The organism is Ningiella algicola (assembly GCF_028401415.2).
GTDB lineage: Bacteria > Pseudomonadota > Gammaproteobacteria > Enterobacterales > Alteromonadaceae > Glaciecola.
Genome location: NZ_CP171821.2, coordinates 436,741 through 459,967, shown reverse-complemented (window position 1 = coordinate 459,967; position 23,227 = coordinate 436,741). Strand labels below are relative to the sequence as shown.

Annotated in this window: 20 protein-coding genes and 1 tRNA gene; 9 read left to right on the top strand and 12 right to left on the bottom strand. The window is 43.7% G+C overall.

Annotation, left to right across the window (positions count from 1 at the left end; genetic code table 11):
* Positions 1–7 precede the first annotated feature (7 nt).
* Positions 8–1,489, bottom strand: a complete 1,482-nt coding sequence (locus PN836_RS02045; RefSeq protein ID WP_395342925.1) for a 3-keto-disaccharide hydrolase — start codon at positions 1,487–1,489, stop codon at positions 8–10.
* Between the two features lie 361 nt (positions 1,490–1,850).
* Here PN836_RS02045 and PN836_RS02040 point away from each other — a divergent pair, with 361 nt between their 5' ends.
* Entirely contained in the window at positions 1,851–2,459 is a 609-nt protein-coding gene (locus tag PN836_RS02040) for a hypothetical protein (protein ID WP_395342922.1), read from the top strand.
* A 297-nt stretch (positions 2,460–2,756) separates the two neighbouring features.
* Here the strand turns inward: PN836_RS02040 and PN836_RS02035 are convergent.
* Positions 2,757–2,833 (bottom strand) — tRNA-Val (locus tag PN836_RS02035).
* 335 nt (positions 2,834–3,168) lie between these two features.
* Here PN836_RS02035 and PN836_RS02030 point away from each other — a divergent pair.
* On the top strand, positions 3,169–4,032 hold the full coding sequence (locus tag PN836_RS02030; RefSeq protein WP_395342919.1) for a LysR family transcriptional regulator: 864 nt from the start codon (positions 3,169–3,171) through the stop codon (positions 4,030–4,032).
* 33 nt (positions 4,033–4,065) lie between these two features.
* Here PN836_RS02030 and PN836_RS02025 read toward each other — a convergent pair whose 3' ends face one another.
* A complete protein-coding gene (locus PN836_RS02025; protein ID WP_395342917.1) occupies positions 4,066–5,136 on the bottom strand; it encodes a patatin-like phospholipase family protein in 1,071 nt (356 codons plus the stop codon).
* Positions 5,137–5,419: 283 nt separating this feature from the next.
* On the opposite strand from PN836_RS02025, the gene PN836_RS02020 reads away from it, so the two are divergent.
* The 4 genes from PN836_RS02020 (at position 5,420) to PN836_RS02005 (ending at position 7,077) form a co-directional block, all read left to right on the top strand.
* The gene (locus PN836_RS02020) at positions 5,420–5,806 is read left to right on the top strand and encodes an ACT domain-containing protein (RefSeq protein ID WP_395342915.1); all 387 of its coding nucleotides are present in this window, start codon (positions 5,420–5,422) and stop codon (positions 5,804–5,806) included.
* 66 nt (positions 5,807–5,872) lie between these two features.
* Positions 5,873–6,217, top strand: coding sequence for an ArsC family reductase (locus tag PN836_RS02015; RefSeq protein ID WP_395342912.1), 345 nt, complete (start codon positions 5,873–5,875; stop codon positions 6,215–6,217).
* Positions 6,214–6,888: a M15 family metallopeptidase gene (locus PN836_RS02010; protein ID WP_395342910.1), complete on the top strand. Its 675-nt coding sequence runs from the start codon at positions 6,214–6,216 to the stop codon at positions 6,886–6,888. Before PN836_RS02015 ends, PN836_RS02010 begins: the two co-directional genes overlap by 4 nt.
* A 30-nt stretch (positions 6,889–6,918) precedes the next feature.
* The gene (locus PN836_RS02005) at positions 6,919–7,077 is read left to right on the top strand and encodes a DUF2897 family protein (protein ID WP_395342908.1); all 159 of its coding nucleotides are present in this window, start codon (positions 6,919–6,921) and stop codon (positions 7,075–7,077) included.
* 38 nt (positions 7,078–7,115) lie between these two features.
* On the opposite strand, the gene PN836_RS02000 is transcribed toward PN836_RS02005, so the two are convergent.
* The 6 genes from PN836_RS02000 to pgm form a co-directional block, all read right to left on the bottom strand.
* On the bottom strand, positions 7,116–7,436 hold the full coding sequence (locus PN836_RS02000) for a heavy metal-binding domain-containing protein (protein ID WP_395342906.1): 321 nt from the start codon (positions 7,434–7,436) through the stop codon (positions 7,116–7,118).
* Between the two features lie 16 nt (positions 7,437–7,452).
* On the bottom strand, positions 7,453–7,878 hold the full coding sequence (locus PN836_RS01995) for an HIT domain-containing protein (RefSeq protein ID WP_395342905.1): 426 nt from the start codon (positions 7,876–7,878) through the stop codon (positions 7,453–7,455).
* Positions 7,868–8,920, bottom strand: coding sequence for a succinylglutamate desuccinylase (gene astE / locus PN836_RS01990; RefSeq protein WP_395342902.1), 1,053 nt, complete (start codon positions 8,918–8,920; stop codon positions 7,868–7,870). Before astE ends, PN836_RS01995 begins: the two co-directional genes overlap by 11 nt.
* A 44-nt stretch (positions 8,921–8,964) precedes the next feature.
* The gene (locus PN836_RS01985; RefSeq protein WP_395342900.1) at positions 8,965–10,281 is read right to left on the bottom strand and encodes a putative bifunctional diguanylate cyclase/phosphodiesterase; all 1,317 of its coding nucleotides are present in this window, start codon (positions 10,279–10,281) and stop codon (positions 8,965–8,967) included.
* A 188-nt stretch (positions 10,282–10,469) separates the two neighbouring features.
* Complete coding sequence (locus PN836_RS01980; RefSeq protein ID WP_395342897.1) at positions 10,470–12,974, bottom strand: glycogen/starch/alpha-glucan phosphorylase; 2,505 nt, start codon at positions 12,972–12,974, stop codon at positions 10,470–10,472.
* A 251-nt stretch (positions 12,975–13,225) separates the two neighbouring features.
* Positions 13,226–14,863 carry a phosphoglucomutase (alpha-D-glucose-1,6-bisphosphate-dependent) gene (pgm, locus tag PN836_RS01975; RefSeq protein ID WP_395342895.1) on the bottom strand — a complete coding sequence of 546 codons (1,638 nt, stop codon included), beginning with the start codon at positions 14,861–14,863 and terminating at the stop codon, positions 13,226–13,228.
* A gap of 328 nt (positions 14,864–15,191) precedes the next feature.
* Between pgm and PN836_RS01970 the strand changes: the two genes are divergently transcribed.
* From PN836_RS01970 to PN836_RS01960, 3 genes are read left to right on the top strand one after another with little or no spacing between them, the layout of a single operon-like run.
* The gene (locus PN836_RS01970) at positions 15,192–16,100 is read left to right on the top strand and encodes an AAA family ATPase (protein ID WP_395342893.1); all 909 of its coding nucleotides are present in this window, start codon (positions 15,192–15,194) and stop codon (positions 16,098–16,100) included.
* Complete coding sequence (locus tag PN836_RS01965; protein WP_395342891.1) at positions 16,100–17,185, top strand: DUF58 domain-containing protein; 1,086 nt, start codon at positions 16,100–16,102, stop codon at positions 17,183–17,185. The genes PN836_RS01970 and PN836_RS01965 overlap by 1 nt, the downstream gene beginning before the upstream one ends.
* Positions 17,172–19,145 carry a transglutaminaseTgpA domain-containing protein gene (locus tag PN836_RS01960; protein WP_395342889.1) on the top strand — a complete coding sequence of 658 codons (1,974 nt, stop codon included), beginning with the start codon at positions 17,172–17,174 and terminating at the stop codon, positions 19,143–19,145. The genes PN836_RS01965 and PN836_RS01960 overlap by 14 nt, the downstream gene beginning before the upstream one ends.
* A gap of 127 nt (positions 19,146–19,272) precedes the next feature.
* Here PN836_RS01960 and fusA read toward each other — a convergent pair whose 3' ends face one another.
* The 3 genes from fusA to PN836_RS01945 form a co-directional block, all read right to left on the bottom strand.
* Positions 19,273–21,363 (bottom strand): elongation factor G, encoded by a 2,091-nt coding sequence (gene fusA, locus PN836_RS01955; protein WP_395342887.1) that lies wholly within the window; start codon positions 21,361–21,363, stop codon positions 19,273–19,275.
* A 118-nt stretch (positions 21,364–21,481) separates the two neighbouring features.
* Entirely contained in the window at positions 21,482–22,705 is a 1,224-nt protein-coding gene (rlmM, locus tag PN836_RS01950; protein ID WP_395342885.1) for a 23S rRNA (cytidine(2498)-2'-O)-methyltransferase RlmM, read from the bottom strand.
* Complete coding sequence (locus tag PN836_RS01945) at positions 22,702–23,226, bottom strand: DUF423 domain-containing protein (RefSeq protein ID WP_395342884.1); 525 nt, start codon at positions 23,224–23,226, stop codon at positions 22,702–22,704. The genes rlmM and PN836_RS01945 overlap by 4 nt, the downstream gene beginning before the upstream one ends.
* Between the last annotated feature and the right edge of the window lies 1 nt (position 23,227).

Sequence of the window (23,227 nt, the reverse complement as noted above, 5' to 3'; positions counted from 1 at the left end):
GCTCCTATTAAAATTCACGCACTTTAATATTTTTGAAATGCACTTCGTTACCATGATCTTGCAACAGAATATGCCCCTGTGCTAAGCGACCAAAGTTTGGCCAGTCTTTGTATTTGCTGTATGCCACTAACGCAGTGAACATTTGTGAGTTGCGATCAAACTCCACCATTTTCACGCCGTTCAGCCAGTGTTCAATATGCCCGTCTTTAGCCACGATACGCGCCCTATTCCACGCGCCAGGTCCGCGTACAAAGCGATTTTTTCCACTTGCCGCATCGGTTAAATTCTCGGCGCTAATAAGATCGTACAGCGATGCAATAGTGCGATTGCCCGCGACGCCATTTTTCGCATCAGGATGGCGTTCATCGTCAAGAATTTGAAACTCCAAGCCAATGGCTGAACCGGGGCCTTTATTCAGCTCAGGGTCAACATAATACTTAATACCGCTATTTGCCCCCTCAGTGAATTTGAAATCCAGGAGCAGTTCAAAATTACTGAATTTGTCGGTCGTGATAATATCGCCAGGCCCCGTTGACTCTCCGCCATCAGTGGCTTCAACCGTCAATACGCCATCGTTAATGGTCCAGCCAGACGATGGAAAATCGTTGAGTTTAGCGCCCATCCAACCATTACTCGTTTTGCCATCGAACAGAAACCTGAACCCCATGCGACGCTCCCAATCACTGAGCTGATTGTCGACATAGTTAATTTCTCGCACCTGCGCATCGTCTGCCCAGCGGTGCTGTTCAAGATCATCCGTTAGTATTCGAATGTTGCGCCAGCGGATTTTTCCTCCCACTTGCTCGTCTTTCCACACGCTATGCACCTGAAGGCCAATAAAGCCCGTACTTGTCATATCATCAACAAGGCGACTGACCTGCTGACCGTTTAACCATGTTTTTATAGAATGCCCTATCGCTTCTACTCGTATGGTATTCCAACCTCCATTAATAAAAGCGTCTCGCGAAGGTCGGTGGGCAACTGGATAAATCCATCCTCTACGCTGCTCATCAAATATACCTGCGGTAAATGCGCGCGGGCTTGGGTCGGCCTCTACCTGATAACCATGCACCACACCATTGCGATAGTCAGGGTCTGTGTTGCTGCGTATTTGCACACCTGAATTAACGTTATTGTCGACCCAAATATCGTATTCCAATATAAAATCATCGTATAAGGCCTGAGTGCGCATGAAGGTATTGGGCGTGCCTTTCATTGACGTGCCTATAATCACGCCATCCATTATTTCATAAGGCGCTTCGCCGTTTATCTTCTCCCAACCGTCAAAGTTCTCACCGTTGAACAACTCTTGCCAATTGGGCTCTCTGTGCCCACTATTGTTTTGAGCAAATGCAGGCAAGACGGATATCATGCAAAGAGAGAGCGCTGTCGACGCTATTAGTCTGGCTATTAGTCTAGTTACCCTAACACTACGACCGGGCGCTCTGCCGCGCATAAGTGTTGTTTGTTCATGCTCGTACCATGTCATTATAGTGGCTCCGTTGTGATGTGAACTTGCTAAAGAAAAGCGTTCCGAACTTCATAAACTTCGCTAAGTTTGTAAATGAATTGTAATAATGCACTAGATAAACAGAAAGAAAAGAAAAAGGCTTCATTTTCCGCATTTAGCGTGCATCATGATGCCCAAGTTTGTGAATAAATACATCTGACAAGTAAAATTCATGCAGTGCATCCACAGAAAACATAATGGAACAAGGCTCAATATTGCATTGATTTGTGCTTTAAGGGAATGTTGTTTCTGATTATTATGCGTATCGCTTTACAGGCTTTTATTTTGGGTGGGCTAATCCAAAAGCCTTAAGAATTAAAACAATAAAAATGGAGAATCAATGGCGTCAGGACCGAACTATGCAGAGTACTCTGATCGTGAATTGGTTGATGCATTTGAATCAATCGATGCAGAAAGCTATCCACAGCGCTATCAGAGCTTATGCGAACTCATGGAAAGCAAGCAGATTGTTTATAAATCGGACAATAACACCTACACACTACATGATGAATATGCTCATGGAGTGACTGACGATTGGGATGAATCAGACCTGCCCACCACGCAATACATCACGGATGCTCCCGAGCCACAATATGATAAAGACGGAAATTATATCCCGAACCAGGTCCCACTTCAGGCTCGTATCGTTAATTCTTTATTTGCAATAGTGATTATTGCATACGGCTCATATGGCGTTTACTTTGGCGAACTTTTCGTTCCTATAGCAAGGAATCTCAGTATCATCATTTACGGGCCAGCCACTGTAATCATGTTACTTTCCATAATTGCAGCATCGTTGACCATGATTATAGAAATAGTTGACCATTATGATACGCGTGATAATGAACACACTTACTATAAATTCGCACGAATAAGCGCCAGTATTGGTGTCGTGAGCTTTATTGCTGCCATCGTTGTTGGTTTTTCATCGGGTGCAGAGATTTATTAGAGATAACAGATTTACTAAACTGGAGCGGGCAAAGGCCGCACACTCTGAAGCAGCCGCTGGCCTTACGACTGAGAAGTCTATCTCAATTACTGTGTCCAAATGTGCCCATTTTACCGGTGTTGCCCGTGTATAGTTTCTATCGAGTTCTGCGTTGTGCAATTCCCCTTTAAATAAAAGCAAACATTAGTAGAAAACTCCAGCGAACTAAAACAAAGGGGCTTACACACGCGAAAATTAAAATAATAAGATAGCCACATAAACATGGTTGTAAAGAAATTGAGCTAGATAACACTGAAGTGGTGCGTCTACCCTGACTCGAACAGGGGACCTCTACCATGTCAAGGTAGCGCTCTAACCAACTGAGCTATAGACGCATAAGGAGTGCGTGCTGTTAGTTATGCACTGATTGCTTAATTTCTAACAGCGGCGCGTATGATAGCGATGCGCAACTGTGAACGCAAGCGCTTTTTATCCCTCTTTTCCGAAGCTAAATTGTCTGTTAACAACCTGATAATTAATAGCGCCTTTTAGGCGGCGAGATCTGTTTTTCCAAGTTGGCGAAACCATTCAGCATTATCACAGAAGCGCTTTCAAATATTGATTTTAGTTTTAATCTCAAATAGTTTAAAAATCAATTTATCTAAGTCATCATTGCAATATAGCAACAATAGAATTAACGTGCGTAACGTTTGAAATAATGGAGTTATCAATGTTCTACGCGATTGAAGAGTTTGTTGCTGTGGGTCGCGCACAGAGTTTCTCTGGAGCGGCTAAACGTTTGGGAGTGTCAACGTCCCACGTGAGTCGGAGAATCAATGGATTAGAAGAGAAGCTTGGCGTGCGCTTAGTTAACCGCACCACCCGTGTTGTAAAACTAACAGATGCCGGCTTTGAATACTTTCACAAGTGCTACGAAATTATACAAGAAATGGAAGAAGCCAACTCCTCTCTGACTGCCGAATCCCAAGAGCTTGAAGGTCGTATTAGAGTATCAGCAGCGGGTGATTATGCAGAGCGTTATGTTGCCCCTTGCTTAGCCAGGTTTGGCATGCAACACCCGAAAATTCGTATTGAACTAGATTTTAATCCACAGAATATCAACCTAATCGATGACGGATTTGATTTTGCCGTACGCTATGGCCTCTTATCTGATTCTAGCTTAGTCGCCCGCAAGCTCACTGACAGAGATTTGGTGGCCGCGGCAACACCCAGTTACTTTAAGCAGTTTGGCGTTCCTGCACATCCTAGCGACTTATCGCAGCATCGTTGTGTTGTGTCTATGAGTGAGACATGGCGATTCACTGAGCAAGGCAACAACTTGAATGTGCGCGTTCCCGCTGTCTACCAATCTAATAGTGCGTCTGCATTAGTCTCGACCTGTCTCACTGGATTGGGAGTGGTATACCTGCCTTACACGACGATTAAAGAACGGCTAGATAGCGGAGAGTTAGTTCAGTGTCTGCACGATTTCAGTGCGAAAGGCATACCCACGTGGTTGGTATACCCTAGTAAACGATTTGTTCCAAAACGGGTTCGCGCAGTGTTGGATTACTTAATAGCCGAATTAGCGTAAGTTTCAGCCTGCGCCAACAAAAGGGGGTAATGCTTAGTTTCGCTTTAACACTATGGGCTTAACATGCGCTATTGGGTTGTCGCTATTTACCCATTGTAAAAACTCATCGCCTAATCTTTTCGATTGCTCCATTACTGCGTGCCAATATGGAATTCGTTGTTCTGCGCTCATGGTTTCAAAGTCTTTTCTATCGGGTATTTTGGCATAAGGCAAGCTCGCGACAAATTCTTCATTAGGGACGAGCATTAGCACGTTGTCGTAACTATCGCGATGGCATGAGCGGCGCTTGAGACCTTTATCAAACCAGCCTGGAATAGGCGTTTTATAGAAATGCGGGTAAAGCACAAGACCGGGCGTGTGTATTTTAATATCAAAGTGATAGTCAATGATGCCTCCATCACGATAAATTCCCTCGCCTGCACCCGGTATATCGGGCACACCTTGAATCACTAATGGAATGGACCCTGTTGCTTGTAAAGACATCACAAAGTTTTCTTCGTTTAGCTGAACCTGCTGCGTAATGATAGGAATTTTCTCTTCAAACGAAAATCCCTGATCAGAGCTTGAAAAAACAACGCGAGTAAAGCTTTTCTGCAAACGTTTTCTACCTAAAGCATTGCGAGCGGCGGCAACGAGCAAACCACTACCCTGCTTCAGTTTTGCCTCTTTTGCAGTAAGGCCATGGCTTTTTGCTACCACAATATGCACGCGCTTTTTCGGTTGCCCTAATATATCGGCAATACCTGCATCGCCAAGCATATGCTTTAACAAAACGGTACCTTTGTCGGTAATTTCCTTAACCGTCGGTTTTACAGAATACACCGTATTGCTATAACTGTCTGCGAGTCTATCAATTGCCGCCGCCGAATCATTCTGCGCAAAGCAGACACTTCTAAATGCGCCAATTGATGAGCCTATGATATCGACATTTTTGCTTGAATTATCCATAAACTCACTAAACAGGACTTTGTCCAAGCCATACAGTACGAACCATTTAGGACCGCCCGATGCACCAAGCACCGCAGTAAAAAGTTCTGGACTTACTCCATGCGCCTGTATTGTGGCAAGTGCCTTCGGTCCTGCATATATAGAGAGTGCTTGCATAAGGTATCCGTTGTCCTAATTATTGCTCTTTTGTCCGCTTTTATCGTTTTTAACGCATATATTTAACACGGGTTCTATTATGCAGATGAACGGATAAAACAGATAATTCATTATATAAATATAGCGCAATCAATGTTACTTGCATGTATTGTAAGCAATCATCATTTGCTATACTTTTCATGCAGTTATTTTATAAACCATATGTAATACACATACTTATCCACAGATTAAGTGGATAAGATAGGTGCATATACCATCAGCAGAATCAACTTAAGAGACAATAGTGCAAAAACAAACCTTACAAGTGCTTGACGACACCTTTGCTATTCATAGCCTCGATGTTGAACAATCGATACCCTCGCAAGTTTTAAAATGTGATGTGTATTTTATTGGCAAAACATATGACGAGTTATCGCTAGTTGTTCCTCAGCGCCTAAATATCGATGCAGAGGAGACTGACTATGACTGGCGGGTACTTGAAATACTCGGCCCCTTGAACCTTTCGATGGTTGGCATAATGGCTGAAATTGGACAGGTGCTGGCGGCGGCAAAAGTCAGCATATTTGTTGTTTCAACCTTTGAGACCGACTACGTACTTGTTAAGCAAGATAGTCTCGACATCGCTGTCGAAGCACTAAAAAAAGCAGGTTATCGTTTTAATGACGCCTAAATGTTTAAATAGTTACTTGACATAATTGGTTAAATTTTGAACATATCAGACAAAGCTGGAGTAAAGATGTTAACAATGTATGGAATTGCGAACTGCGATACCGTCAAAAGAGCAAAGAAATGGCTAAAAGCACATTCGATTGAGTATCAATTTCATGACTATAAAAAAGCATCCGTTGATGAAGCGTTTCTCCTTGATATGATTGCTACGCACGGTGTCGATACCATCGTAAATAAGCGCGGAACTACCTATCGAAAGTTGAGCGACGAGCAAAAATCCAGTCTGAATGCGCAATCTGCCGTCGCGCTATTGAAAGACAATACCTCCATGATTAAGCGCCCTATTTTGATCACCCAAAATTCATCCTTAGTGGGTTTTAGCGAAGATGCTTATGCTAAGGCACTACTGTGATATCACCAGCACAAATCATGGGGCTATCTGATGAACATATTGTTGCATTAGATAAGAGCCATGGCTTGCAGCAAGATACACTTGAGCATTTTATTATCATGCAAAAGGCCGCAGCGGATGACGGTCACGACTTGCACATATGCAGCAGCTTCCGGAGTTTTGAGCGTCAGTTAAGCATATGGAATCGAAAGTGGACTGGCGAACTTGCTTTGAACACGCTCGATGGCAAAAATCTCAACGCAGAGCAGCTCAGTGATGAGCAGAAGATACATGCCATTATGCTCTGGTCTGCGTTACCGGGAGCGAGTCGCCATCATTGGGGAACGGATTTTGATTTTTACGACAAGCGAAAAGTTGAAAATTGCGACACAGAATTTCAACTCGTCACACAAGAGTATGAAGCAGACGGCCCCTGTGCCGATTTGAGTAATTGGATACAAAAACATGCTGATAGTTTTGGGTTTTATTTACCTTACGCTAACTACGTTGGCGGCGTAGCAGTAGAGCCCTGGCATTTAAGTTTTCGAAGCTTAGCGCAGAAGATTGAATCGAAGTTTAGCCCAACATTGCTTTACAAGCAGCTTGAACAAGCGGATATTTGTGGCAAATACGCAGTGCTTAAGCGCCTTCCTGAATTAATTGAGCGCTACACCTTTAATCACGGCATTTAATCGCGGCATTACACAGCATTCGGAGTCAGTATGAGCACTACTTGGATCATTGTCATCATCGTCGTTGTACTTGGTCTTATTGTGGGAAATATTTTACTGCTTAGAGACAGTAGCAAGTTTAAAACACCCAAAAACTTTAAAAAACGCCCCGACTCCGATTATGACGGGGACGATAAAGACGATTGGTAAATTTGCTTTGTAAAAGCAGCTGATTCAGCGATGTTTGATTATGCAAGCTTGACAGCCGTTCCGCTAATACTCACCATCAACATACTGCCATTTTGACCCACTACCTCGTAGTCTAAATCCACGCCAACAATAGCATGTGCGCCTAACATGCTCGCCTCTCTTTCGATTTCCTGAAATGCCACTTGGCGCGCCTTTGTTAACTCAGCTTCATATGCCCCAGAACGACCGCCAACAATATCGCGAATAGAGGCGAATAAGTCTTTGAACACATTTGCGCCCATAATGGCCTCACCTATGACGACGCCGCAATATTGCGTGATTTGTTTTCCTTCAATACTGTTGGTAGTAGTTATGATCATAAAGCTTCCTTTGTTTTCATTTAATAAACGTTTCGGCATCATTCAAGTGCCGACAAATATCTGCGCTGTGTTGCGCTATCACAGCAGGGGAAAGTGACTTTGCTGGCGCGTAACCCCAAACTGGATTAGGCCACGAAATATCCGTCTTAAATCGGGCAATGTGATGAACGTGAAGCTGCTCAACCATGTTGCCCAAGCTGGCAATATTCATTTTATCTGGCGAGAAACATCGCTGCATAGCCTGAGACAGGCGTCTGCTTTCCTGGCTAAGTTGCGCATATTGCGCGTCGTTCAAATGATGCAATTCTTGAACATCAGCTACTTTAGGGATTAACAAAAACCATGGGTAGTTGGCATCATTTATTATGCGCAGCTCTGACAAGTCGAAATTACCAACATGTATGCTGTCTTTTTCTAACTGAGGGTGAAGTTCAAAGCTCATATGGAATCACCGTTAGCATAGCTCGCTGTCCAAGCGCCACATCTGCATTAGGAAATACTATCGCCTCTCCATCGTGTTCAGCCACATATTTTGCGCCGGTTTCCTCGGCCAATAGCTCACCCTTTTTAAAATCAGTAAAATTAGCCGTGTCGTCTGTGAAGTTCAGGCGAAAGTCATCTTGGTGTTTCCTTACCACCTGATTAACCGTGTAAATATCTAAAGGACATGTGTGGTAAGGAGTGAGAGACAATGCTTGTTTGCTTATTAACTCACGGAGCATTTTGTTTACTTTAATAAATTTGCTCATATCATTTTGACCGAATGCCTTGACCTTGCCTAGCTCAACCGTAAAGGCATGTGCACCATGATTAAAGGACGAGTAGTAGCTAAAGGTGGTAGCGGGCGTCTGAGAAAGCAAAATCGTATTAACACCGCAGTCTGACATAAACTGCAACTGTTCTTTATTGTAGGGTTTACCATGTAAATAAGGGTATACCGCAAATTTCTCATTCTTTGATGCGCGAATTGCCGTGTGCAGGTCATAATGTATTCGTGTGGCCTTATCGTATGCATCTGCATCACCCGCTCCTTGAAAGAACTGAGTGACGGCCGTCATTAACGCTGCCGCACGCGCTTGCTCAGCATTCTCAAAGCGCTCAGGATGACTTTCTTTCTCGTGTATTTTTGGCACAAACAGTCGATTAAGGTTTTCATCGATAAAACGCGTTTCTGCTACCATTGATTCCAAATTACCAAAAATAAACAAGGTAGGATGCACAACACGCAGATGTCCTTGCGCAATCTCTCTAATCATTTCGTTACATATTTCAATGGGTGCGGTTTCATTGCCGTGGATCCCGCACGACAAGACTACCCTTTTGGCAGCGCTTGAATCTAAATGTTGATTGAGAGGAGAAAATGAAATAACGCCAGGCAAGCTGCTGCTGACCCGAGTATGCTCGAGGAGATCAAAACTGAATTCAGAGTAGTCGTTATTATGCTTGAGGGAGTAAGACAAAAAGTCGTCTAAGCTTGATATCACTGAAATTACCGAGGTGAAAAAACACCTTGAAAGAGTAGCAAGCCCTATCCAATTTTTCGAGAAGAACCTTCTATTTTTTCTTTAAATCCGCCTGCTTTTACGAGGCTGATGAATTGCTGTAGCGGCACCGCAGGTGAGAATAAAAAGCCTTGTCCTTTTGTAATTCCCATTTCTTTGAGCATGGCTAGCTGAAGCTGGTTTTCAATGCCTTCTGCATAGGTCTCGCAACCTTTGGCATCACAAATCGTTTTAGTTGCTTGCACAATTGCGCTATTTACTGGCGATTCATTGAGTTCAAGCACAAAGGCTTTGTCAATTTTAATCGCTGACAGCTCTAGGTCGCGAATAAAGCTTAAATTAGAGTAACCTTTACCAAAATCATCCATGGATATCGCAATACCCATGCGTTTCATATCGTCTAACTGTCGCTTGACGAGTAAAGAATTGGTAAGTGCGACATCTTCAGTCAATTCAATTTCAATCAGACTGGGTTCAATATCATATTTTTGAACCAGCTGGCGAATAGCCGGGAGTAAGCGAGGATCATACAGTTGTGTAGGTGAAATATTTACCGACACAGCCATATCGAAGCCCTTAGATGACATTTCCGCAATGGAGCTGAAGGCACTCTCTAGTGTCCAAAACCCCAGCTCATTCATCATATTGTAAGACTCTGCTGCCTGAAGCAGTGTGCCCGGAAATACAACACCGTCTAACGGATGATTCCAACGTAACAAGCACTCTGCACCAATTATAGAATAATCGTTCAAGTCTACTTTGGGTTGATAATAAAGCTCGAGCTCATCGTTGTTTAATGCACGAGTTAAATCAGCCTTTAAAGCAAGTCCTTTACCAGAATTTGAGTGATCCGCATCTTCCAGCACTGAAAAATTAACGTGCCGGTTGCCTTTTGATTTTTTCAATGCATTTTCGGCAAGCGAAATCACCGTGTTCGAATCGGTATGTTTGTTCTTTCGAATCGCGGCACCAACGTTGAAATCTGCAATAAATGCTGTGTCGTTAACCATCAAAGGAGTTTTGAAGTGAGAAATCAAATGCGTGTTTTTACGTCGCATTTCACTTGGAGTGTTGGCGTCAAGAAATACAATCGCAAATATATCGCCACTTAAGCGACCTATTGCAGCAGCGTCTTCAAATATATGACAAACACGGTTAGCAATTTTGAGAAGAATTTCATCACCTGCTTTGTGATCAAATGCAGCTGACACGTCTGAAAAGCGCATGACATCTAAGAGCATCAGGCTAAAGTGCTCTTCACTTAGCGCTATTTGCTCCACAATCTCTATAAAATGATAGCGATTGGGAATATGATTAAGGTGCTGATGCTGTTCTAATGTCATACGATCCACAAAGTATTGAAAAACCAGTCCTGACAAATAACATTATCGTGTGCAGAACAATCAATACTGTTGTTATCGCGTATTTTAGAAATTTCTTTATGAAAAAAGCCCGCCAAAGCGAGCTTTTTTAATTTAATTCATCATTTAATGATTTAGTGCACTTTTCTAAGCGTAAATAAGCACACTTTTTATTTCACTGAACAGGTATCCAGTTTCCAGATCTTTTCAACGTAATCACGAATCGAGCGGTCTGAGGTGAATTTACCCATTTTTGCAGTGTTTAAAATTGCCATTTTCGCCCAGCGTGATTTGTCTTTGTACGCAAGGTCGAGCGCTTTGTTTGCTTCACTGTATGACTCAAAGTCGGCTAAGCAAAGATATGGGTCGCCGCCATCTAACATGCTTTGTTTAAGCGACGAAAGTGCGCCTGGCTGACCTGGCGTGAAGTAGTCACTATCAAGCCAGTCAAGCACCGCTTTTATTTCTTTGTTTTGATAATAGTAATCATATGGATTGTAACCTTTCGCATGTAATGCATTTACCTGCTCTACCGTATTACCAAAGATGAAAATATTCTCATCTCCCACTTCTTCGGCGATTTCAATATTTGCGCCATCAAGCGTACCGATGGTCACTGCGCCATTTAACGCCAGCTTCATATTACCGGTGCCTGAGGCTTCTTTGCCGGCAGTAGAGATTTGCTGCGAAACATCTGCTGCAGGAATCATCTTTTCAGCCTGAGATACACGGTAATTAGGCATGAACACAACTTTGAGCTTGTGATTAACGCGATTGTCGCTGTTGATTTTATCGGCAATCTTGTTAATGGCAAAAATAACCGTTTTCGCTAGCGCGTACCCTGGGGCCGCTTTTGCGCCGAAAATAAACACACGAGGATGAATGTCATAGTTCGGATTCTCGAGCAGTCGACGATACAGCGCTAGTATGTGCAATACATTTAAGTGTTGGCGTTTATACTCGTGCAAACGTTTAATTTGAATATCAAATATTGCCTTTGTATCGACGCTGATTCCCGTCAATGCCTTGATTTCCGCTGCTAAGGCTTGCTTGTTTTTTTGCTTCACCTTCATAAACTGATTTTGAAAGGTCTTGTTATCCGCTAGCTCAGAAATCTTATCGAGCTGGTCTAACTCAAGCGGCCAGTCATTCCCAATCTTTTTGGAAATCAGCTCAGAAAGCAAAGGATTACATGCTTTTAACCAACGCCGTGGCGTAATGCCATTGGTGACGTTGGTCAGCTTACCCGGATACAGTTGATCAAACTCTGGGAACAAGTCTTGTTTTACCAACTTTGAGTGAATTTCCGCCACACCATTGACCGCAAACGAACCAATTACACTCAAGTTACCCATGCGCACCATCTTTTCATTGCTTTCTTCAATGATTGATAGCTTAGCTTTTATTGCGTTGTTACCCGGCCACTTCTTTTCCACCTCAGCCATAAATCGGTGATTAATTTCGTAGATGATCTCTAAATGGCGCGGCAAGATTTTTTCTAACATGCGTGCAGGCCATTTTTCCAAGGCTTCGGGCAATAAAGTGTGGTTAGTATAGGCGAAGGTTTTCTGGCATATAGCCCACGCAGAATCCCAATCTAATTCAGCTCTATCGACCAGTATGCGCATGAGCTCTGGGATGGCTATTGCTGGGTGGGTGTCATTCAATTGAATAACAACTTGATCGGTAAAACGCGACCAGTCATCGCCATGAGCACGCTTGTAGCGCCTAATGATATCTTTAAGTGAACATGCGCTGAAAAAGTATTGCTGAATTAATCGCAGCTCTTTACCTGCTTCAGTTTCATCGTTTGGATACAACACTTTTGATATAGTCTCTGCTTCAACGTTTTCGCGCTGAGCATCAACATAACCACCTGCGTTAAATACATCCCAATTGAAATAACCAGAAGACTGACTCTCCCACAAACGCAGTACGTTGACAGTTTTACCACCGTAACCTACTACTGGAATATCCCATGGGACCCCCTTTACAATTGCCCCTGGATGCCATTCTTTTTGAATTTGACCGTTGGTGCCGTATTTCGTCTCCACATAGCCATAAAGTGATATTTCTTGAATAGATTCAGGGCGGCAAATTTCCCATGGGTTGCCATAATCACGCCAGCTATCAGGTCGCTCTATTTGCGCACCATTTTTTATCTCTTGCCTAAATAATCCATGTTCATAATGAATGCCATAACCAATAGCCGGAAATTCCATCGTAGCTAGAGAATCAATAAAACACGCTGCTAAGCGCCCTAAACCACCATTACCAAGCGCCATATCAGGCTCTTCTTCCAGCACGTCACTTAGCGTTACGCCAAGCTCTTTTAGCGCAGAATCGGCGGTTTCAAACAAGCCGAAGTTGTGCATGTTATTCGATAACAAACGCCCCATCAGGAACTCTGCGGATAAGTAGTGGACGGCGCGTGTATCGTTAAGGTAATGGTTTTTTTGCGTGGTTCGCAAACGCTCTAACACCAATTCTTGGATAGCCGCGCTGATGGCTTTATACCATGCGTGATTATCCGCTTTGTTTTCGTCAGTGCCTAAGGAACAGTGAAGATGACGTACTACGGCTTCTTTAAAGGCTTTTTTCGATAAGGATAACGCAGGCAAGGTGCTCACCGCGTTTTGACCAGCTTGTTTTGCAGGTTTAGTGGCTGTAGTCATGAAATTCTCTCAATAAATGGATGACTAGCGGCGCTTCTTCTGACTAAATCATTCTTAATCGATTAAGCGCCGAACATATTGAAAGTTTATTACACAAATCGAGCCAAAACTATATACAATAGCGACTAAATACGTATGCATGTTGCATTTTTGTAAAATTCAAAGACCAATTTATTATATTAGACTACAAAGCGGTAATAAATTTACATATTTTTTACATGATCACGCACTTATGCTTACATTTGGGAATTTTATAGTACTTCCTCAACTAATTGCTCTGCGTCTTTAATGATTTTCTGTAAGTGAGTTTCATCCTTAAAGCTTTCTGCATAAATTTTATAGACGTTTTCAGTGCCAGAGGGTCTTGCTGCAAACCAACCGTTTTCGGTACTCACTTTTACCCCGCCTATCGGCGCGTTATTGCCAGGAGCGTTAGTTTGAATTTGCGTGATTGTCTCACCCGCCATATCTGAAGCGGAAATATTAGATGCGTCTAACTGTGAAAGCCTTTGTTTTTGCTCAAGCGTAGCAGCAACGTCAATTCGGGTATAATTCGGAGCGCCAAATTCCTGCGTCAAAGCTTGATAATGCTCACCCGGATCTTTGTCGGTCTTTGCTTTAATCTCTGCAGCGAGCAAACTCATAATGAATCCGTCTTTGTCGGTTGCCCAAGTTTGTCCGTCTCTTTGCAAGAATATCCCGCCTGCTGACTCCTCCCCCGCAAAGGCAATCGCGCGTTTTGATAAACCATCTACAAACCACTTAAAACCAACGGGCATTTCTAGCAATTGTCGCCCCAACTTGTTCGCAACGCGGTCAATCATGCTACTGGATACCAGTGTCTTACCGATGGCTTGATTATCTGACCAATGCGGACGATTTTGATATAAATATTGAATAGCAACTGCCAAGTAGTGATTTGGATTCATTAAACCTACCGAGGGACAAACAATCCCATGGCGGTCGAAGTCAGGGTCATTTCCAAAAGCAATATCAAAGGAGTTCTTCATTTCAATCAAGCCAGACATCGCGAAGGCAGAAGAACAATCCATCCGAATTTTACCGTCGCGATCACAGCGCATAAACGCAAAGCGCTGGTCCAATTCAGGGTTTACTAAGGTAATATCTAAGGAATATTTGTCTGCAATTTTGTCCCAGTACGCCAATCCAGAGCCGCCCAAGGGGTCAGTTCCCATTTTAACTTTCGCATCGCTGATGGCTTGTAAGTCCACTACATCCTTTAGTGCGTGGACATAGTCCACCGCAAAATCCACTTGAGTTAAGTTGTCACTTTGCATTGCACGGTTAATAGGGACACGCTTAACTTGCGCCCCGCCCGTTGCGATGATTTCATTAGCACGATTTTGTATCTGCGAGGTGGTCTCGCCGCCCGCAGGACCTCCATGAGTTTCATTGTACTTAAATCCACCGTCGCTGGGCGGGTTGTGCGAGGGGGTAATCACAATGCCATCCGCTAAATGCTCTGTTCTGCCGCGATTGTAGCTAACGATACGTTGTGATATGACCGGCGTTGGCGTGAATGCATTGTCTTGTTGAATCACAACTTCAACGCCATTTGCCACTAAGACTTCAATTGCGGTTACTAATGCGGGTTCAGACAGCGCATGGGTATCTTTTCCAATAAACAGAGGGCCGTCTATGCTGTTGGCCTGACGATATTCACAAAGCGCTTGGCAGATTGCCCCAATATGAGCGTCGTTGAAGGAGGCTAAAGCAGATGAGCCACGGTGGCCTGATGTGCCGAAACTGACAGCTTGTTCTTTAATCAATACGTCTGGCGTTTGCGAGTAGTAATCACTACACAACTTTGCCACATTGATGAGCTGTGAAGCTTTCGGAGATTTTCCTGCCAGAGGATGATTTGCCATTGCAGTTCCTTTTTATTTTAAACAATGCGTAATACAGTCAGTGTTAAGTGTTTTTTTGTGATCGCCGATATCCTCTAAGACTTACACATAATTGTATGCTACGTTTTATAGCACTACCGCTTAAGCTTTTTCGCTTTTTGGTCTTGATTATTGTGCTGGCGCACTTACAGCCTAAACGCGTATCGATGCTCTGAGGTAAGTTTTTAGTGTAATGAATTTTTTAAGTGAATAACATACCAGCGTATTTAAGGCGATAATTGATATAAGCATTACCTAAATTATCATGTATCCCTTTATCATGTAAAAATGAACACAAAAGAAATAGACCATGCGAGCAGACGTACAACAGTGTATTGAACAAATAGGAAACGTGATCCGAGGCAAAGAAGCACAAATTGAGCTGTCGCTAATTTGTTTGCTGGCGCGGGGACATTTGCTATTGGAAGACTTGCCGGGCATGGGTAAAACTACCCTGTCACAATCACTGTCCAAGGTGCTTGGACTAGAGTTTGCGCGAATTCAGTTTACTTCCGATCTGCTCCCTGCCGACATGCTAGGGATTAACATTTACGAACAAAGCACCAATAGCTTTAGCTTTCATCCCGGTCCTATTTTTAATCAGGTGGTGCTTGCCGACGAAATTAACAGAGCCAGTCCAAAAACCCAAAGCGCCCTTCTAGAGGCAATGGCAGAACGACAGGTGACAATAGATGGCACTACCCGCGACTTGCCCGACCCGTTTTTTGTTATCGCGACCCAAAATCCACTGCATCAGTCAGGCACACACCCTTTGCCCGAATCCCAGCTTGACCGATTTAATATGCAATTATCCTTAGGGTATCCAGATTACGAATCTGAAAAAGCGATGCTGCTGAATGATACGCACTCATGTGAGCTTCAAACTGTCGTTGATGTTCAAACGCTATCTCAGCTTCAACAACAAGTTGAAGAAGTCACTGTAAGCGATGCTATTTTACATTATGTACTTAAGCTCGTTAATGCCACGCGAAGCTCCAGTGACTTCCCCAACGCACTATCACCACGAGCAGCAAAAGCACTAGTGAATACGGCGAAAGCCGCAGCCTTCGTGAACGAGCGAAATTATGTGACGCCTGAGGACGTACAACTGGTCTTTGGTGGTGTTTGCGAACACAGATTGCGTGGTCAGTTGCTCAGTCAAAAATCAAGCTCATACAGCGAACATTTGCTACAACAGGTCGATCCTCTGGCGGCATAATGCAGCGCTCAATCAATGCGTTTCGAAATACATGGCTTACCCGTCGCAACCACTGGTTGGATAAACGCATTCCAGCAGAAAACAAGAGTCGTTTTAATTTAACTAACACCTTTATCTTGCCATCGAGTTTCGGCTGGGCAATCATCTGCATTGTTGCCTTCCTATTTATTTTGGGCACGAATTACCAGAACAATATTGTATTGGGAATGAGTTATTTCTTTTCGGCTCTGCTGTTGCTCTCGCTTTTCCATAGCTATCAATTCTTTACACAACACTCGCTCGAATTTTTGCCCTTTGAAGCAGACTTTGAGAATAGAGATGTAGTTTTAAGATGCCGACTTTTCAGCCAGAATCGCTATCCGGGCGGGGAATTTGTATTAAGGTCTGACGATCGAACGGCTGTATATGCGCTCGATGAGCATTTTGAAAGCACCGAGCTCAAGCTTAATCTTGCCCCAATGTCTCGCGGCTTACATTTGTGCAAGCGCATTAAAGTAGAATGCTTTTTCGGTTTTGGTCTTTATCGATGCTGGAGCTACCTGCAACCCAAGCATCAAATTTTAGTGTATCCAAGCGCGCGAAAAACGCCTATACAGCTGCATCAGTCTGCACAAGAGGACGATAACGAACAATCGCAAAGCACACGTCCCATGCAGGCAGACGACTTACAAGGCATTCGTAACCACATTGAAACCGACCCCGTACATCATGTGTCATGGAAACATGTGGCAAAAGGTCAAGGCCTGCTGACGAAAGACTTTTCTGTACATAGCGGCATTAGCGGTTGGTTACGTCTGAGCGATCATGTAAACACGCTCGCATTGAATTCGGCCCTATTGCAAACCGCTTCTATCGAAATCAGTGAGAACCAAGCATTGTTTGATGAACTAGAGAATGGTTTACGAGCACTAAGCTATCAGGTTCAGGAGCTATCTCGCGACAAAGTCGAATACGGGCTCGATTTAGGGGCAACGAAAATACTGCCTCAGGCATCTATCGCGCATTTAGACAAGTGTTTATTTCATCTGGCGACTTTCGGCCATCGCAACAAAATGAACAGGAGAGCGGAAGATGCGCGCGCTTAGCCAAGTGCAAATGCAGGCACCAGGCATTATTATCAGTGCCTGTTTTGCCTTTGCTGTATTGCCACTGTCAGACAATTTGATGCCATGGGTGTGGATATTGTTCGCCTGCACACTTGGCGTAATCTGGGCCAAAACGGTTCAAAAAGTCAAGCCTATTAATAATCTAACCCTCAATCTTCTCGCTGTTTTTTGCATGGTTTTGCTGATATTTTTTTCAGGTCAATTTGGCTTACTCTCTACCATGATAAATCTGCTAATTGTGGCGGGGTGCCTGAAGTTGATCACCATGCGTTCTTTTGCTGATTTTCATATGATTATGGTGGTTGTCATATTTTTAGTGGCATGCGGATTTATTTATCATCAAGATTTAATGCTGACTGGCTATTATAGTCTGATTCTGTTTAGCGCAATCACCAGCGCCCTGCTCATTAATATCGGAAACATGCCTACTTTTAAAGGCGTCAAACAGTCTGTCAAACTCATTGCTCAAACACTGCCGATTACTATTATCTTGTTTGTGATGGTGCCCCGCTTACCGCCCCTTTGGGAGGCGGCTGCTAATAAGTCGACCAGCACTGGCTTGTCAGAAACCATTCGTCCTGGCGACATTGCCAATTTAGCGCAATCTAGCGAATTAGCTTTTCGGGCAGAATTTATGGACGAAGTGCCCAAGACAGAAGACCGTTACTGGCGCTCCATTGTTTTACAACACTTCGACGGAGAGTCGTGGACTCTGGGCGAGGACATCAGTAATACTGAACGCACACCTGAAATTACACCATCAGGCTCATATACGCGCTATTTAATTGTTGCGGAGCCAAATGATACTCGCTGGCAATACTCCTTAGATGTACCCGTTGTAGAAGAGGTTGTCAGTGACCGTAGTATACAGCTGAACAAGGCCTATCAACTATTCACCCAAAAAGAGAATACAAAGCCAAGCCTGTATATTGTTAATTCATATTTAGATGCACCGTTAAACTATTTTATGAGTGAGTATGATAAAACTCGAAATCTGCAAGTACCAAGGTCAGGCAACCCAAGAACCCGCGCCTTTATTGATGATGAAATCAATGCAAGCATGACGATTAACCAAAAGGTAGCTCGCTTGCTTAGCTTGTTCGACCCTGACAAGTTCTCGTACACCTTAAAGCCGCCGTTTATGCGCCAACAGCCTGTCGATCAATTTTTGTTTGATTATCAAAAAGGTTTTTGCTCCCATTACGCCACTGCCCTCGCTTACATGCTGCGTTTAGCCGATATCCCTGCCCGTGTTGTTGCAGGTTATCAGGGCGGAGAGCTGCAAAACGACAATATTCTCACCGTTCGTCAGTACGATGCTCACGCTTGGGTAGAATACTGGGACGATGATAAAGGCTGGCTTAGAATAGACCCAACCGCACTTGTTGCACCGGACAGACTCACGGCCGGATTGTTTTCTAGTCTTAGCGAAGAAGACAGTGAGTTAGTGGAAAAACCCTTTAATTTATCAGAGTTAAACGAAGTTCCGCTATTCAAAAGCCTCAATGACTTTTTTGTGCTGCTTGATCATCAATGGACGCAATCTGTTTTACGCTATGACCAAGACAGTCAAAAAGAGTTAATTAAAGACTGGTTTGGTGCTTTTAATGCCAAGAACATGACAAGCTTTATGTTCCTTGCACTAGCTAGCATCGCGCTTCTCATTGGTCTAATGTTTTTGCCGTATAAAAGATGGTTTAACAAAGCGCCCTACCAACCCGAACAAAAACTGTTTGCTCTGCTGCGTAAAAAAGGGTTTGAAAAGCAAGCGCAAGAAACACTCAAACAGTTTATTGAACGAGTGGTGCCGAGCCTTAAAGAACAGCAGAGGAAATATGTGCTGCTGTTTGTGAAACGATACTATCAAGACCGCTACGCCCAAAAACCCACGCGAAAACAAGATTACGAAGAATTACTCAAAGCCTTTAGTGCTAGTTAAGCTGAATTCTAATTAACCCGAACTCTGGATAATAAAGAAACGACGCTTAATACTGCCAATATAAAAAAACCGGCGCTGATCTTCATCAAGCGCCGGTTTCGATTATTAGAAGCGGTGAATTACACGCTTACTTCTTCTCTTCTTTACGCGCTTTCACTTCTTCGATGACTTTCTCAGAAACGTTAGCAGGACAAGGGTTGTAGTGTGAGAACTCCATAGAGAACTGACCACGACCTGATGTCATAGTACGCAGGTGTCCGATATAACCAAACATCTCAGAAAGAGGTACGTCTGCTTTAACGCGAACGCCTGTTACACCAGCTTCTTGATCCTTGATCATACCGCGACGACGGTTTAAGTCACCAATAACGTCACCAACGTGATCTTCAGGCGTAAAAACATCAACCTTCATGATGGGTTCAATTAACTGTGGACCTGCTTTTGGAATTGACTGACGGAATGCACCTTTAGCTGCAATTTCAAAGGCTACGGCCGATGAATCAACTGCGTGGAATCCACCGTCGTAAAGCTCAACCTCAACGTCTAACACTGGGAAGCCTGCAAGTACACCTTCAGCCATCATGCCTTTAAAACCCTTCTCGATTGCTGGGAAGAATTCTTTTGGTACATTACCACCCACAACAATTGAGTTAAACACAAAACCAGAGTTTGGCTCACCAGGACGGATGCGGTAATCAATTTTACCAAACTGACCAGAACCACCAGACTGCTTCTTATGCGTGTATGAATCTTCAACCGCCTGAGTGATTGTCTCGCGGTATGCAACCTGCGGTTGACCCACCTCAAGCTCAACGCCATAGGTACGCTTTAAGATGTCTACTTTAATATCTAAGTGGAGCTCACCCATACCTTTGAGGATAGTTTCACCTGAGTCTTCATCCGTCTCAACTTGGAACGAAGGATCTTCTGCAACCATTTTACCAATGGCAATACCCATTTTCTCAGTAGAGCCTTTATCTTTTGGCGCGACAGCAATTGAGATAACTGGATCTGGGAAAATCATTGGCTCAAGTGTACATTCGTGCTTAGGATCGCAAAGCGTATGACCCGTTTGTACGTTCTTCATACCTACAATAGCAATGATATCGCCAGCTTGTGCTGAGCTTAACTCAGTACGGTCGTTCGCGTGCATCTCAACCATACGGCCAATACGCTCAGTTTTGCCTGTGGCAGAATTGAGGATTGTATCGCCCTTATTGAGCACACCGGAGTAGACGCGAATAAAGGTAAGCGCACCGAAACGGTCATCCATGATTTTAAACGCAAGCGCACGGAATGGCTCATCAGTAGACACAGTAGCGACCTCACCTGTAGGCTCGCCTGTTTCAGGGTCAGTTAGCTCTTGAGGGTCAACTTCAGTTGGGCTTGGCAAATAGTCAACAACCGCATCAAGTACGTTTTGTACACCCTTGTTTTTAAATGCAGAACCACAATATGTCGGGAAGAAGTCCAACTTACGCGTGCCTTCTCTTATACAACGTTTGAGGTCTTCAATAGACGGCTCTTCGCCTTCCATGTATGCCATCATTAAGTCGTCGTCTTGCTCTACCGCCGTTTCAACTAATGCTTCGCGATACTCAGCCGCTTTTTCCACTAAATCAGCAGGTACATCTTCAACTTTAAAGTTTTCAGGAAGGCCTGTATCGTCCCAGATGTACGCTTTTTGCTCAAGGACATCGACAATACCTACGAAGTCATCTTCAATACCAATGGGTAAGGCCATAACCAATGGATTTGCGCCCAGCACATCTTTTACTTGCTTAACAACGCGGTAAAAATCAGCGCCCATACGGTCAAGCTTGTTTACAAAGATAATACGCGCGACTTCTGATTCGTTTGCATAGCGCCAGTTAGTCTCTGATTGAGGCTCAACGCCGCCAGATCCACAGAATACACCCACACCACCGTCAAGTACTTTAAGTGAACGATATACTTCTACTGTGAAATCAACGTGCCCAGGAGTATCGATGATATTCATTCGATGATCTTTCCAGAAACAAGTGGTTGCTGCAGACTGAATGGTAATACCACGCTCTGCTTCTTGTTCCATGAAATCGGTAGTTGATTCACCGTCATGTACTTCACCGGTTTTATGAATTTTACCGGTAAGTTTTAAAATTCGTTCAGTAGTGGTCGTTTTACCCGCGTCAACGTGAGCAAAAATACCTATATTTCTGTAGTGAGCTAAATCTGACATATTTCCACTTTATAGGTTAGAGAAAAATTGCGGCGGATTATATAGATTATTGAGCAGAAATTACACCTCTTTCACGCTTATTTTTGAAATAGCCGAATGAAGCCCCTGAAAAAGACCTTTATGTCAACATTTCAGCACACATTTGGCTGTTTTTAAGAATGAAAAAGGTGACTTCATCGCGATTGTGATAAAGGTGCTTAGCGCTTATGTAAAGCCCAACTTTTGCAGAGAATTCACCTAGCGTTCGCGCCTTAGGTTGAGCTTGCTGTGAATCGTTGTCTAGAGCGAAGAACTGCTCAATAATTGGTGCAAGCGTTTGATAGCGTCTTTTCATAGGTAGCTTTAAATTAAATAATGCGGCGCTGCATTTTCCCTTTTTAAGCCACTGCATGATTAGCGCAGCCACGCGATCTGGCTTTTCAATCATATCGCAAACTAACCAATCCACGTGACCTTCCTTTGGTTGATAGCTAAATCCGTCCGCAGCGTAATAATCCACTAGGCCCGATTCCATTAACCGTGAGTCCATCGCACCATTGTCTATGGCTTCTACTCGCATCCCACGTTTGACCAATTGGTACGTCCAGCCGCCCGGACAGGCTCCTAGGTCAACTGCCGTCATGCCGTTTTGGAACAAAACACCTTGTTGCCGAGCGTTGCAAAAATAATGAATCGCTTCTTCTAGTTTTAAGGTGGAACGCGAGGGGGCGTCAGATGGAAACTTTAAGCGAAGAATTCCTTGCGGATGAGGACTTCTGTCGCCTTCAATACTTATGGAGATTTTGCACGAATTGCCTTTTTCAAAAAAGACATGAAGAAAAAGTCTGCTCGCTTTTGGGATGCCTGCAACCTTGCTGTCTGAAAGTGTTGATACTGTGTCTTGACTTTGTTTATGCAGTAAACCTTGCTTGCGCAGTGCCGCCCTTAAGGGCACAGTGAATTTTTTGCAGAACTTAGCCATTTCTTTACCATGATCGGTGTCTGGGTATTCCACCAAAACATCGCTGAAGTGGCACTTCGGTAGCAGGTCAGATGTTTCAATAGCCGCTAAAATGGGACTAATGCGATCATCGACACTATCAAATTCGAGCTCGTCTATCATGAACAGCTTTTGTCGCGCAAAAATAAGGCTGCGCAATGAGGGGCTCTTATCTGGGTTTAGTAACTTACTTAGCGTTTTCGCATTTTGCTCTGTACTTGAAGGCACATGATAAACAATAAAACCTGAGTTTTTTGCGAACTTGGCATAACCATACTGCCCTTTCGATAAAAAAGCATCGTCTAGCTCGGCCAATAGGTCAGCCTCATAGCCGCTGCGACAATAAAACAGAAAATCACTCATCGCGAGTCATTCTCATATTTGGTCGCTTTAGTCTGCGAAGAAAGGACGTGTACACCTTTGATTATCATAAACAAAAAAGCTAGCCAGCCTAATATGAATAACAGTCCGCCGATGGGTGTTATAAACACCAGCCACTTCACGCCAGAAATAGCAAAAATATACAGGCTTGCACTGAAGCACACGATGCCTAAAGCAAAGGTTACGCATGAGCACTTTAGAGCTTTGGTGATACCCAAATCATTGGCATTTACCCCAGTGCTAAGCATAAGTCCCAATAGTCCCACTAGGATCATCGCAAAAGCATGGTACATCTGATAACGAGCGGCTGTTTCAATTAAGTTCATCTCATAAGTACTCATGCTGCTTTTTAGCCCGTGAGCCGCGAATGCACCAATTGCGACACCCAAAAGCGCGAATACAACGCCACTGCATAGCGAAAGCTTTGAGTATCGAAGTTGTGCCTCACTATATGAAGCCTTAATTACGTTTCCCGCGCTTATGCTGTGTTTTTCTAAAGTCATT

Coding starts and splice junctions, on each gene's coding strand:
- PN836_RS02045 (WP_395342925.1), bottom strand. CDS start 1,489: ATGACATGGTACGAGCATGAACAAACAACACTTATGCGCGGCAGAGCG.
- PN836_RS02040 (WP_395342922.1), top strand. CDS start 1,851: ATGGCGTCAGGACCGAACTATGCAGAGTACTCTGATCGTGAATTGGTT.
- PN836_RS02030 (WP_395342919.1), top strand. CDS start 3,169: ATGTTCTACGCGATTGAAGAGTTTGTTGCTGTGGGTCGCGCACAGAGT.
- PN836_RS02025 (WP_395342917.1), bottom strand. CDS start 5,136: ATGCAAGCACTCTCTATATATGCAGGACCGAAGGCACTTGCCACAATA.
- PN836_RS02015 (WP_395342912.1), top strand. CDS start 5,873: ATGTTAACAATGTATGGAATTGCGAACTGCGATACCGTCAAAAGAGCA.
- PN836_RS02005 (WP_395342908.1), top strand. CDS start 6,919: ATGAGCACTACTTGGATCATTGTCATCATCGTCGTTGTACTTGGTCTT.
- PN836_RS02000 (WP_395342906.1), bottom strand. CDS start 7,436: ATGATCATAACTACTACCAACAGTATTGAAGGAAAACAAATCACGCAA.
- PN836_RS01995 (WP_395342905.1), bottom strand. CDS start 7,878: ATGAGCTTTGAACTTCACCCTCAGTTAGAAAAAGACAGCATACATGTT.
- PN836_RS01985 (WP_395342900.1), bottom strand. CDS start 10,281: ATGACATTAGAACAGCATCAGCACCTTAATCATATTCCCAATCGCTAT.
- PN836_RS01980 (WP_395342897.1), bottom strand. CDS start 12,974: ATGACTACAGCCACTAAACCTGCAAAACAAGCTGGTCAAAACGCGGTG.
- pgm (WP_395342895.1), bottom strand. CDS start 14,863: ATGGCAAATCATCCTCTGGCAGGAAAATCTCCGAAAGCTTCACAGCTC.
- PN836_RS01970 (WP_395342893.1), top strand. CDS start 15,192: ATGCGAGCAGACGTACAACAGTGTATTGAACAAATAGGAAACGTGATC.
- PN836_RS01965 (WP_395342891.1), top strand. CDS start 16,100: ATGCAGCGCTCAATCAATGCGTTTCGAAATACATGGCTTACCCGTCGC.
- PN836_RS01960 (WP_395342889.1), top strand. CDS start 17,172: ATGCGCGCGCTTAGCCAAGTGCAAATGCAGGCACCAGGCATTATTATC.
- fusA (WP_395342887.1), bottom strand. CDS start 21,363: ATGTCAGATTTAGCTCACTACAGAAATATAGGTATTTTTGCTCACGTT.
- rlmM (WP_395342885.1), bottom strand. CDS start 22,705: ATGAGTGATTTTCTGTTTTATTGTCGCAGCGGCTATGAGGCTGACCTA.
- PN836_RS01945 (WP_395342884.1), bottom strand. CDS start 23,226: ATGACTTTAGAAAAACACAGCATAAGCGCGGGAAACGTAATTAAGGCT.